The following is an 11,708-nucleotide window of genomic DNA, read 5'->3' as shown; positions in this document are numbered from 1 at the left end:
GACGCTGCTGCGGACCGTTGTGAGCGGTGATGGTGCTGGTCATGCAGACCGATGCACCGTTCTGGCGCTCGCTGGTGTTCGAGGGGATCGACGGGGTGGAGGTCGAGGCGGTTGCGGCCTCATTCGGCACGGTCGAGGTGGTGGCCAGAGGCCGCGCCGCCGGGGCTGCGTGTCCGGACTACGGCCGCTTTTCGAGCCGAGTCCACGACCGACACCAGCGCAGACTGAGGGACCTTCCGCTCGCTGAACAGGGCTTTGCGATCCGGCTGACGGTCCGGCGCTTCATCTGCGGGTCGGCGGACTGCCCGCGCCGGACGTTCGCCGAGCCGTTCTCCCGGCCGGCCGTCTCGCACTCCCGGTTCACCACGCGGCTCAACCACGCCCTGGAGCGGGTGGGGATCGCCCTGGCGGAGAGGGCCGGTGCTCGGCTGGCGGCCCGGCTGGGCTTCGGCGCGGGACGCATGACCTTGCTACGCAGGGTCATGGCACCGCCTGATCCGCAGTTCACCACACCGCGCGTGCTGGGCGTGGACGACTTCGCTATCCGCCGCGGCCAGACCTACTCCACCGTCTTGACCAGCGTCGAAGACCATCGCGTGGTCGATGTGCTCCCGACGCGCGAAGCCGGGCCGCTGGTCGCCTGGCTGATCCGCCATCCTGGCGTGGAGATCATCTGCCGGGACCGGGCGGGTGCCTATGCCGAGGGTGCGCGGCGCGGTGCTCCCGATGCTCTGCAGGTAGTCGACCGGTTCCATCTGTGGCAGGACCTCGGCCGGGCCGTGGAGACCTGCGTCGCCGCCCATCGCGACTGTCTGAGCAACCCGATGCCCAGCGGCATGCTGCCGCAGGACACCCAACCGGCTTCCGATCAGCCGCGGAACGACGCGGAGCCCGTCGGCCGGCGGGCCGAGCGCAAGAAGGCCGTACACGCCCTGGTCCACGAACTGCTCGCCCAGGGCCACTCACGCCGGGCGATCGCCCGGCACCTGGGCTGGGGCCTGAACACCGTGCTCCGGTACGCGAACACCGCACGCTGGCAGGACACCATCCAGGGGAACCGGCCCCGGCCCCGGCCCAACAGGCTGTACCCCTACAAGCCCTACCTGTAACGGCGCTCCGCCAAGGGATGCACCAGCGTCACCCGGCTGTACGGCGAGCCGGCCGCCGAACAGGCTCCCATCATCTACGGCATGGTCCGCGCCCACATCGCCACCCTGCGCGGGGCTCCTCCGTCTCATCGCTCCGGCCGCCGACGGTACGGCAGGTGACCGGCTGGCTCACCCGACACCCCGCCGCCCTGAGCGAGGAAGACCGCATCAGCCCGAAGGAGGTCCTCGCCCGCTGTCCCGAACTGGACACGGCCGCCGGACACGGCCGCGACCTCGGAGATACTCACCGACCGCCTCGGCGCCACCCTCCCTGCTTGGATCGACGCAGTCGACGCCAGCCAGCTGCCCGGGCCCACCGGCTTCGCACTCCACCTGCTCCGGGACCTCGACGCCGTGACCGCCGGCCTCACCCTGGACTGGAGCTCCGGCAGCATCGAGGAAGCGGTCAACCGCATCAAAAAGATCAAGCGGCAGCTCTACGGACGGGCCGGATGCGAACTACTCCGCAAGATGATCCTGCTCCAGTGACCCTCTCAGTCCAGGGTCCCCTGCTGCGGGGGCAGCAGTCCGTCGGTGCCCACGACGGGCAAGATGGGTGCCTGCCGGGCAGCGAGTCGGGTTCTGGCAGGCTGACCAAGTGAGCGGGAATGTAGAGGCGTCCGGCGACCGGTTTCGAGATCGTCGCGAACGCAAGTACGGATATGACTTCCTCGATGAGGTTCTGGTGCACTGTCCTCGGTGTGATGGGTGCGCCACTGTCACGCCCCACCCCGGAGTCTCCGCGGATGAGAAGGTCGCCGGCTACGGGAGCCTGGATCTCCATCGGCGGCTGCGGTGCACCGCGTGCGGCTTCTTCAAGGATCGGAAGGTCGACTCTGCTGTCGTGGGCAGCCCTGTCGATCCTTACTTCCAGCGACCGGTGTGGTTGCAGACGAGCTGCTGTGGACACGTACTGTGGGCCTACGACGTGCGCCATCTCGATCTACTGGAGGCCTACGTGGCGGCCAAGGCTTCGTGAGCGCGGAGAGCATGTGCCTTGGGCTCCGATGAGTCTGGTCGAGCGGCTTCCCACCTGGCTGAAAGTCGCGAAGAACCGGACCGAGATTTTGCGGACGATCAGGCGCTTGCGCTCCACACTGCCTGCTGGTGGGTGATCGAACACGCGGGGCCACCGCACAGGAACGGCCGACGGGTGTCCATCCGGCCAGTATGCAGGGGCCAATCACACCCGTTCGATGACGAGTCAGCGCACGTCAAGCGGTCTGGACACCCTCTGCGACTGCTCCCCAAGATCTGTGCCAGAACCCAGTAGGGTTCTGGCGTACTTTCCGTGAAGTCGTACAGGACCTCGGTGTCCGAGGCTGGCAGCCTTGGTAAACCGGCAGGTCAGCAGCTCGTCCAGAGGGCGGTGCGAGCCCCGGTCGGCGTGGTTTCACGGAAGTCGTGCCAGAACTCAGAACCCAGAACCAGAACCTGAACCAGAGCCAGAGCCCGAAGTCGTGAACAAAGCCATCCTCGCGTCTGCGGGGATGCCCCTATGTGTCTCGCCTTCGCCGGCCCCGGTGGGCCTGCCGTCGAAGTACCCGGGGCTCATCCTGCCGCCGTGCGGCGCGACGACCAGCGCGGGCGGTCCGGGCCCGGCCTCGGGCCGGGGCGCTGACTCGGCCGGCAGCCCTGGCACGGGCGCCTTCCGACCGGCCCCCGAGCGTCACCCGGCGTTCCCCGGGCGACACCCGCGACGACACGACGCTCATCCGCTCTCCCCCTCCCACCCGCCACCGAAGCCCCCCACCCACCCACCCCACCCACCCCCTCAAGACGCGCCGTTCCAGGACTCGGTGAGCTTCCCGCCTCTTCCCGCAGAAACATCGGCGCCCCGCAAACCCGCGACAGAGAAGTGTGAGAAAGGGTGGGCTCCGCGGGTCCGGCGTTTCCGAGCCGGACCAGCCGGACCAGCCGGATCAGTGGATCACTTCGCGCTCCCACCGCTCGCGCGGCTGGCTGTGCAGACGCCAGTAGTGCTCGGCGATGTCCTCGGGGTCGTACGCCGTCCTGGGCGCGACCGCGCCGCCGACGGTGACCGTGGCGACGTGCACGCCCGACGGCCCGTACTCCGTGTCGAGCAGCTCGACCAGGGCCCGCACCCCGGCCTTACCCAGCGACAGGCTCACGTACGGCGGCTTCATCTCGGGCATCCCGCCGGTGACGACGAAGGTGCCCCGCCCGCGCCGGGCCATCCCGGGCAGGAGGTGCGCGGCGGTGGTGAGGGCGCCGAGGACGTTGACCGCGTACGTGTCCAGGTGGGCGCGGTGCGGGAGTTCGCCGACGGCGTCGGGTCGGATGACGGCCGCGTTGTAGACCACGACGTCCGGTTCGCCCAGCTCGCCGACAGCCTCGTCGAGGGCGGCGCGCAGGGCTGTCTCGTCGGCCACGTCGGCGGTGAGCGGCACGGCCCGCACCCCCAGCGCCCCGACGGCCTCTGCCGCCGCCGCCACGGTCTCCTTCGCCCGCGCGACCAGCCCGACCGGCAGCCCCTCCCGCGCGAACCGCCGCGCCACGGCCTGCCCGATCCCCGGCCCCGCCCCGATGACCAACGCCCCACCCATGACCGCTCCTCCGTCTCGACGTTCAACGACGTTGAGGACAACCCCACTTGATCGCCCTGTCTTCCCGGGAGGCAAGGCGATGTCAGAGCCGCCTGTCAGGATCGCGGCATGAGCGATGTGAAGGATCTTGTCTCCCGGGTGGCAGCGCGGGCCGCGGCGACCTCGGGTCCGATGTCCCCGGAGGCGAGCAGGGAAGAGGTGCCCGCGGCGGAGCGGGCGCTCGGCTTCCGCCTCCCGGCGCTCCTCGTGAGCCTGTACCGGGACGTGACCAACGGCGGCGTCGGCCCCGACCACCAGCCGTGTGAAGCTTCCCCTTGATGCTGGACGCCTGGAGACTGGGACGTGAGGTTCCAGAGGAAGTAGTGCCAGGCGGTGGCTTTGTTTGTGAGTTACGTTTCCGGTCCAACTTCTGGGCTCTGTCGCTATTTTTTGGGGGTAGTTGGGCAGTTATCACGCGTGATGGTTAACGAGCTGGTGCGTGATAGCGGTGGAGTCGTGTTTGCCTGATCGGAGTCGTGGTCACGCGGTGGCGGTGCGGTCGGAGACGAGGCCGGCGATGGCCCGGTAGGTGACAGGCAGAACCTCTCGCCGGTGGGTCCAGCGGGTCGGCTGCTTCCAGCGCTTGTGGTCAGCGAGTGCGTGCTCGACGGTGATCCGCTTCGACGAGTGTCGGTGCCGGGCTTCCTCTCTGACCGCGTGTACGTGCGGCAAAGCGATCTTGTTCGGCTTTCTGGGCGGTGTGATCGCTTGGCCGGGGTGGTCGCGTCTGAGGCCGAGGTAGCCGTCATCCAGAAGCACTTCCACGTCCGGGAAGTGCTGGAAACAGGTCCCGATGCCTTCGTTGCGTGTGGCGGTCGCATCGTGCATCCGCCCTGCGCGGGGCTCGGTCCGCCGCACCGCCCCGGCCGCCGACGGTACGGCAGGTAACCGGCTGGCCCACCCGCCACCTCACGGTCCTGGCCGAGGAGGACCGGGCCGGTCTGAAGGACGTCCTGACCTGCTACCCCGAACTGGACACGGCTGCCGGGCGCGTCCGCGACTTCGGCGAGATGCCCAGCAACCGCCTGGGCGTCACGCCCCCACCTGATCGACGCCGTCAAAGCCGGCCAGCTGCCGGGCTCACTGGCTTCGTACTCCACCTGCTCCGAGACCTCGACGCCGTGACCGTCGGCCTCACCCTGGACTGGAGCTAGGGCAGCATCGAGGGCGCCGTGAACCGCATCAAAAAGATCAAGAGACAGCTCTACGGCCGGGCCGGATTCGAACTGCTACGCAAAATGATCCTGCTTCAGTGACGCACGGCAGCGACTCCCCAGGATCTTTACGAACGTCGTCGAGCCGGTGGGCGGGGTCAGGCCGGGGAGATGGTGGGCGATATCGACGTAGTAGGCGTAGTCGCCGCTTCAGGTGAGGTTGGCGAGCACGGTGACGGCGGTGATGGCCGGGTCAGCGGCCACCCGGCAGGTCCACTGGCCCGGCCATCTGAACGAATGGCGAAGTCCAGGTGGCTGCCTGCTACACCACCCCCGTCTTCGTACGAACGTCCGTACCGTCCCGGCCATGGAATGGATAACCGCTGAGAACGTCATCGCCGTGGGCACGGCCCTCATCGGTGTCTTGGTCACGCTCGCCGCCGTCTGGATCGACCGGTTCTCGCCGCAGCGCCAGCGCCTCGCCTACCGCGTCCAGCTGAACACTCCGCTCCACCGGGACACCACCAGCGAGGACAGCGAGATCCAGACCGTTCGGGCGGGCGACATGAGCGGGGTGAGCAGCCCCGCCGACGGCTCCACCCTCGTCCTGCTCCGGATCGAGAACGACGGGGACCTCGACATCGAGACCGGGGACTATCGGGACGCCGTCGACCCGCACGGGCTGCGCGTCACCTTCGGGCGCACGAACCAGCCGGGCGGTGAGAGCGTGGTGGTCCAGGGCGTCGTCGCCACGATCCCGCCCGGCCTGGGCGACATCCGGACCACCATGGAAGGCACCCCCCGGGACAGCGATCCAAGAAGGCTGATGATCGAGGGGAACACGGTGGTCCTCGTACCCAAGGTCCCTCTCAAGCGCGGCCAGTACTTCAAGCTGCTCGTCCAGCTCTCCCGGCCCGTGACCGACGGGGACATCAAGATCACCGGCGGGCTCGGGAGCAACCCGACGCGGAACCGCTCCACCACCGTCGACGAAAATCCGCCCCGGTTCAGCTCCACCGCCCGGACCGTCACCATCGTCCTCACCGCCTGTGTGGTGGCGCTGGCCGCGATCATCGTCCGGGAGCAGACACCGCCTCCCATCGGTTGCGCCACCGGCACCCTCACCGTCACGGGATCGACGGCCTTCGCCCCCGCCCTGCGGGACATCGAGAAGGCGTACGAGAAGGACTGCGAGGGCTCCGACATCATCGTGGACGTGCACGGCTCGACCGCCGGAATACGAAAGTTGGCCGAGATCGGGGCGAAGGCATCCAAGGGCACGCCGACCGTCGTCGCCCTCTCCGACGGACGCAAGCCCGACGGCTACCCGGAGCTGCGGGAGAACATGGTCGCCGCCTCCCTTTTCACACTCGTCCTCAACGACGGAATCCCCCTCGACGACCTCACCCTGGACGAAGTCCGTCGTATCTACCAGGGCGAGATCACCAACTGGAAGCAACTGGTCCCCGGCCTCGACCGGCCGGTGCTGCTGGTCAGCCGGGACGCCAACTCCGGTACCCGGCAGGTTTTCCAGCGCCGGGTCCTCGATCGCAACGAACCCGCGAACTCCTCGCAGAACTGCCAGACCCTCGATGACCACCGGGCGAAGGTCATCCGCTGCGAACTCGACTCCACCGAACAGGTCCTGACCACCGTCGTCAAACTCCCCGGGGCCGTCGGCTACTCCGAACTCCGCGCGACCGAGGGGCGCAAGGGCCTGCACAAGGTGGCCGTCGACGGGCGGCGGGCCATCGTGGAGGAGCTCGGTGAGTCCAGCTATCCGTACCGGGAGATCGAGTACGCCTACACCTGGGGCGTACCTCCCGCCGGCTCGCTGACCGCCAGCTTCCTCACCTATCTCAGCCGGGGCGGCGGCCAGGACGTCATCCGCACTCACGGCCACCTGCCCTGCGCCACCCCGAAGGGGCTGAAGATCTGCGGGGACGCCTGACGCGTGGTCTGGCATGCTCTGACGACGCGAAGCCGCAGCCTCGACCTCGCCCCATGCCCTACCTGGACCTATCCCTCGGTCATCTCGGCCGTAGTCCACTCAACACACACGACTGGGCCAGAACCCGCGGTAGCGAGTTCCCCCGAAATAGACACCTGTCGTGTGAGGGCTCAGGACATGTCTGATGCTGTGCAATCGAGACACTCCTGACAGTGACTTGGGTCGTCCCGACTCTGATGCTGTGGAGAAGGACGCGGTTGACCAGCGGCATCGTGACTGGCTGGTCGAGCAGAGGTACCGGGTGGTCCTTGAGGTACTGAACGGGGCACCGGTCACCGAGGTAGCCATCCGCTACGGGGTCTCGCGGCAGTCGATCTATGCGTGGAAGGCCCAACACGCCGCCGGCGGCTTCGCTGCTCTGAAGGAACTGTCCCGACGGCCTCGGTCGAGCCCGACACGCCTGCCGGCCGAGGTCGAGGCACTGGCCTGTGAAATGCGTCGGGCCCATCCGCGGTGGGGAGCCCGCGGGATCGCCCGCGAGCTCGCTCGCGCCGGGGTGCCCTCGGCACCGTCGCGGGCAACCGTTCACCGGGTGCTGGTCCGCAACGGCCTGGTCCGACGTCAAGAACAGCAGCATCGGCGCAAGTACAAGCGGTCGCAGCGCGAGGCCCCGATGCATCTGTGGCAGCTGGACCTGGTCGGCGGGATCCTCCTGGTCGACGGCCGTGCATGCAAGATGCTCACCGGCATCGACGATCACTCCCGGTTCGTGGTTGTTTCCGAGGTCCTGGCCGTGCCCTCGGGGCGGGCCGTCGCGGACGCCTTCGTGCGGGCGATGCGGACCTACGGAGTGCCGTCCGAGGTCCTGCCCGACAACGGCAAGCAGCGCACCGGTCGGTTCACCCGGACCGGCCCGACGGAAGTCCTGTTCGAACGGGTCTGCCGGGAGAACGGCGTCATTCCGAAGCCGACCAAGCCGTACTCGCCGACGACGACAGGGAAGATCGAACGCTGGCACCTGACCTTGAGGAGAGAACTCCTCGACGCCTCGGGCCCGTTCCTGGACCTGCCCACCGCGCAGAACGCCCTCAGTGCATGGGCGCACGCCTACAACCACTCCCGCCCACACCAGGCACTGGAGATGGCAACGCCGGCGAGCCTGTTCCGGCCAGCCTCGCAGCCCGAAACGACCACCGTCATCCCGCGCCCTCGTCAGGCCACGGCAAAGAAGACCTCGCCCACGGCGGATCTTGCGGAACCGCTTCTCATGCCGTCTGCCGGGGCGCTCGAGTTCGACACTGTCGTGGCCGCCAGCGGTCAGCTCGCCGTCCTGCCGTCCGTCCAACGCATCAAGATCGGGGCGGAACTCGCCAAGCAGCGGGTCACCCTGCGACTGAATGGACATCTCCTGCGCGTCATCCACGACGGCCTGCCGGCCAGGACACTGCCCTCTCCTCTCCCCGCCGACACGCGCAGGAAGTTCCATGGAGCCCGCGTTGCGGACACCGAACTTCCGGCGACCGCCCCGGGCCGATCAGCGTCGAACGGAAGGTTCCGCGCGATGGCGTGGTGATGGTCGCCCGCCGGAGACTGCGCGTCGGACGCACCTACGCAGGGAAGATCGTCACGATCTACGTTGAGGACACCCACTCCCGCGTCACCCTCGACGGAACGGAGCTGGCGCTCCACCACCGCAAAGACCAGCACCCGGTCATCCGCTGGAAGGCAAAGATCCACGCACCCAAGACCTGATCTCTGTCCAGCAACTCCCGGAACTACCAACCACGTCCTGAGACAGCCACGAGTGTCCTGGGACGGATGTGTCCAAGATCTTCTGAGACCTCACACCACAGGAATCTCTGCCGGAACAAAGCCGTACAGGCCCGCCCCTCCCCAAGGCGCAGGATCGTACGGTTCCCGACGGCCTGCGTCTCGGGGAGTACCGGACGGGCCCGGCATCCGGGTCTCCGCCCTCGGGAGGGGTGGAGACCCGGTCGGCGCCTGGCTAGCTCTCTTCGAGCAGCCCTGCGGCAACCTGCTGAAGGATCTCCGCCGACGAGACACGCGCAGGCCGTTCGAGGTCGACCCGCAGGTCTGCCACGACCGCGCCTACTCCCGTGCCTCGCTTGAAGTACTGCCGGATGAAGGCGCCGCACTGCCCTGCAGCCAAGCCGTCGAAGGACAGGTCCATCAAGGCGGCGGCGTCATGCAAGGGCACCTTGTGCTTGCCGCTCCCCCGCTGGCCCTGGAGCAGGTCACCGCCCGCCGCAGCCACGCGGTCATCGCCCAGACCGACTCCCCCTCGCTCTTCCCCGGCGGCCGGCCCGGCCGACCGATCAGCGCCTGGGCGATGAGCGAACGACTCCGCAAGCTGGGCATCCGGCTCGCGGCAACCCGCTCCACCGCGTTGTTCCAGCTCGCCACCGCGCTGCCCGCAGCGATCCTCGCCCGCACCCTCGGCATCCACATCAGCGTCGCCGTCAAGGGGCAGCGAGCCGCCACCGGAGACTGGGGCGCCTACGCCGCCGAAATCAGCCGCCGCTCAGCCGCCGCTCAATCCCGCTCACCAACCCCCCTCGCTCACGGCACAGAACCACGGCAACCTGGCCGTACGTAAGATCACTCGCAGCTCTCGTCCGACGGACCGACTCTGGGGGTGGAAATGCATTTCCGGCGGAAACACATACGCACCTTGGCAGGGCTGACGATCCTTGCCGTTGCGACTACTTCCTGTAGTGGTGATGGTAGGCGTGACGTTCCTTGTAGAGGAATCGCGGTGTATCCGACCTACACCACTGAGACCGCCGCAGCGCTGATCTCGGACCCAAGCAGTGTCGACAGGTTCAAGGAGGCTGTTGCCCGGCATGGGGATGAGGCCGAGCGCCGGGCGGTTGCGCATGTCACACGGCTGGCGGAGCCGTTCGAGGGACCGGAATTCGACCTTGTGACTCTTCACGTCGATACGGACGTGGCGGCTCCCCCACCGATCGACTACTCCTCGGAAGAGCCTCAAGAGGAGAACAGGAAATCCTTTGAGCGGTGGGAATCAGAAGGAGAGATCATCGTTCGCGCTTTGAGCAAGTGGTGGCGCGGAGACGACGAGTCAAAGCCTGACTCGCCCCCCTGGGTCTGGGTCCAGTACCAGGGGGGCGGCTCCATGGCCCGAGATCTCTTCAAACGACGGTTCGAGTTCTGCATGCCAACCGCCGGCTCCTCTACCGCTGCCCAGTGACTTCCGCAGGACCGACGGCGCAGCCATGCGGTCCGTCCGGTCGATCTTGCCGGAGCTGACCGTGGAATACCCGGGCAACCGCACGCCCTGGTTCTTGCAGCCGGACGCTGGAGCGGTCGAGCACCGGACACCGCTCCGCGACGGCTCGGTGCAAAAAGGTCCAGCTCCATCAGGGCGGGCCAGGGCCCGGAGAGTTCGGCGGTGACCTCGCCCTTGTCGTTGAGGCGGGCGGCGGTGCAGTGGTCGACGTAGCCGCGCTTGCCAAGGATGTCGGCGGGTGTCGGCGGGTTCCGATATCCGGGCGTGCGGAATAGGGCGATGAGGCCCATGCCTCCAGCTCGACCGGGACACGGTGCCACAAGGGGCACAGGGGGCCGGAGCCGGCTGTCCCTGGGCTACTCGGTAGCGTCCTTCTAGTGAATCTCAACCTCTTCAACGATGTGCCCGACGGCCTGACTCGACGAGCTCGATCGTTCGTCTCAGTGCACGGAGTCAAAGTCGACGTCAGGCACGTCGAGGACCACAGGCAGTGGTGGCTTGAGCAAGACATCCCGGCGGCGGTCATCGACCGGATGGCGGCTTACTGATCGTTTCAGAATGAGGTTCGGAGTCGTCGCAAGCAGATGATGCTGCAAGCGAGTTGAAGCAGGCCGAGGTGGAGATCGGCGCGTATCTCATAGCGGATCCGCAGTCGTTTGAACTGGTGGAGCCAGGCGAAGGTCCGTTCCACGACCCAGCGCGTCTTGCCCAGCCCCGAGCCGTGCGGGACACCTCGACGGGCGATCTTCGGGGTGATGCCCCGAGCCCGCAGGATGCGGCGGTACTTGTCGTAGTCGTAGCCGCGGTCGGCGAACAGCCGTCGCGGCCGGTGGCGCGGCCGGCCGACCAGGCCGCGGATGCGGGGAATCGCGTCCAGCAGGGGTGTCAGCTGGGTGACGTCATGACGGTTTCCGCCGGTCAGAGTCACAGCAAGAGGAGTGCCGTGCCGGTCGACGATCAGGTGGTGCTTGCTGCCCGGCCGGGCGCGGTCGACCGGCGAAGGTCCGGTGTGAGCCCCCCTTTCAGGGCCCTGATGTGCGAGCCGTCGATCGCGGCGTCGTCCATGTCCAGCAGACCGGCTTTGCGTAGTTCTGCCAGGAGCACTTCGTGCAGGCGGGGCCAGACGCCGGCCTCGGTCCAGTCCCGCAGGCGCCGCCAGGCCGTCACTCCACTGCAGCCGGTCCGCTCGGCGGACACGTCTCTCCAGCTGACGTTCTTGCGCAGCACGTAGACGATGCCCCGCAGGGCCGCACGGTCGTCCGCCGGCAGGCGTCCGGGATACCGATGGCGCCGCGGCGGGCGGGGCGGCAGCAGCGGAGCGATACGTTCCCACAGCTCATCAGGCACAAGATCATCCGACACCCGCAACACTCTGCCGCCACCAAGCCCGACCGCCAACCCCCAACAGCGAACTCATTCTGAAACGATCAGTTAGAGTTCCTAACAAAGGCGTTGGACGTGTCGGTGGGTGATGAGGCAGGTGGCGAGGCCGAGGAAGGCTTCGTGGATGTCGTCGCGTCGTTCCCAGCGGACGCGGAGACGGCGGAAGCCGTGCAGCCAGGCGATGGTCCGCTCGAC

Annotated in this window: 12 protein-coding genes and 2 pseudogenes; 9 read left to right on the top strand and 5 right to left on the bottom strand. The window is 67.9% G+C overall.

Annotation, left to right across the window (positions count from 1 at the left end; genetic code table 11):
* Positions 1–29 precede the first annotated feature (29 nt).
* From ACFQ8C_RS27170 to ACFQ8C_RS27160, 3 genes are all read left to right on the top strand, one after another.
* A complete protein-coding gene (locus ACFQ8C_RS27170; protein ID WP_383462217.1) occupies positions 30–1,109 on the top strand; it encodes an ISL3 family transposase in 1,080 nt (359 codons plus the stop codon).
* Positions 1,110–1,502: 393 nt separating this feature from the next.
* Entirely contained in the window at positions 1,503–1,637 is a 135-nt protein-coding gene (locus tag ACFQ8C_RS27165) for a hypothetical protein (protein WP_383462191.1), read from the top strand.
* Between the two features lie 109 nt (positions 1,638–1,746).
* On the top strand, positions 1,747–2,127 hold the full coding sequence (locus tag ACFQ8C_RS27160) for a hypothetical protein (RefSeq protein ID WP_383462189.1): 381 nt from the start codon (positions 1,747–1,749) through the stop codon (positions 2,125–2,127).
* Positions 2,128–3,070: 943 nt separating this feature from the next.
* Here the strand turns inward: ACFQ8C_RS27160 and ACFQ8C_RS27155 are convergent.
* Entirely contained in the window at positions 3,071–3,715 is a 645-nt protein-coding gene (locus tag ACFQ8C_RS27155) for an SDR family NAD(P)-dependent oxidoreductase (protein WP_383462187.1), read from the bottom strand.
* 108 nt (positions 3,716–3,823) lie between these two features.
* On the opposite strand from ACFQ8C_RS27155, the gene ACFQ8C_RS27150 reads away from it, so the two are divergent.
* Complete coding sequence (locus ACFQ8C_RS27150; RefSeq protein WP_383462185.1) at positions 3,824–4,033, top strand: hypothetical protein; 210 nt, start codon at positions 3,824–3,826, stop codon at positions 4,031–4,033.
* Between the two features lie 201 nt (positions 4,034–4,234).
* On the opposite strand, the pseudogene ACFQ8C_RS27145 reads toward ACFQ8C_RS27150, so the two are convergent.
* Positions 4,235–4,594, bottom strand: a pseudogene (locus tag ACFQ8C_RS27145) (transposase family protein); the annotation flags it as partial.
* 681 nt (positions 4,595–5,275) lie between these two features.
* Here ACFQ8C_RS27145 and ACFQ8C_RS27140 point away from each other — a divergent pair.
* Positions 5,276–6,859: a PstS family phosphate ABC transporter substrate-binding protein gene (locus ACFQ8C_RS27140; RefSeq protein WP_383462183.1), complete on the top strand. Its 1,584-nt coding sequence runs from the start codon at positions 5,276–5,278 to the stop codon at positions 6,857–6,859.
* Between the two features lie 241 nt (positions 6,860–7,100).
* A pseudogene (locus ACFQ8C_RS27135) lies at positions 7,101–8,611 on the top strand (IS481 family transposase).
* A gap of 253 nt (positions 8,612–8,864) precedes the next feature.
* Here ACFQ8C_RS27135 and ACFQ8C_RS27130 read toward each other — a convergent pair.
* The gene (locus ACFQ8C_RS27130) at positions 8,865–9,071 is read right to left on the bottom strand and encodes a hypothetical protein (protein WP_383462182.1); all 207 of its coding nucleotides are present in this window, start codon (positions 9,069–9,071) and stop codon (positions 8,865–8,867) included.
* On the opposite strand from ACFQ8C_RS27130, the gene ACFQ8C_RS27125 reads away from it, so the two are divergent.
* The 3 genes from ACFQ8C_RS27125 to ACFQ8C_RS27115 all read left to right on the top strand — a co-directional run bounded on the left by ACFQ8C_RS27125 (position 9,066) and on the right by ACFQ8C_RS27115 (position 10,678).
* The gene (locus tag ACFQ8C_RS27125) at positions 9,066–9,476 is read left to right on the top strand and encodes a hypothetical protein (RefSeq protein WP_383462180.1); all 411 of its coding nucleotides are present in this window, start codon (positions 9,066–9,068) and stop codon (positions 9,474–9,476) included. The two genes, ACFQ8C_RS27130 and ACFQ8C_RS27125, sit on opposite strands and share 6 nt — an antisense overlap.
* Before the next feature lie 159 nt (positions 9,477–9,635).
* Entirely contained in the window at positions 9,636–10,091 is a 456-nt protein-coding gene (locus ACFQ8C_RS27120; protein ID WP_383462178.1) for a hypothetical protein, read from the top strand.
* A gap of 416 nt (positions 10,092–10,507) precedes the next feature.
* Entirely contained in the window at positions 10,508–10,678 is a 171-nt protein-coding gene (locus ACFQ8C_RS27115; protein WP_383462176.1) for a hypothetical protein, read from the top strand.
* A gap of 5 nt (positions 10,679–10,683) precedes the next feature.
* Here the strand turns inward: ACFQ8C_RS27115 and ACFQ8C_RS27110 are convergent.
* Positions 10,684–11,492 (bottom strand): IS5 family transposase gene (locus tag ACFQ8C_RS27110; RefSeq protein WP_383462174.1). Its coding sequence is split into 2 segments (ribosomal slippage): positions 10,684–11,153 and positions 11,153–11,492, totalling 810 coding nucleotides; the frame shifts between segments, so codons are not numbered across the junction.
* Between the two features lie 78 nt (positions 11,493–11,570).
* Positions 11,571–11,708: transposase (locus ACFQ8C_RS27105; RefSeq protein WP_383462215.1), on the bottom strand; the 138-nt coding region annotated here is incomplete at its 5' end.

This window comes from Streptomyces sp. NPDC056503 (assembly GCF_042794995.1).
Taxonomy (GTDB): domain Bacteria; phylum Actinomycetota; class Actinomycetes; order Streptomycetales; family Streptomycetaceae; genus Streptomyces.
Note: the sequence above shows the minus strand (reverse complement) of the source record. Positions and strands in the feature narration are given on the sequence as shown.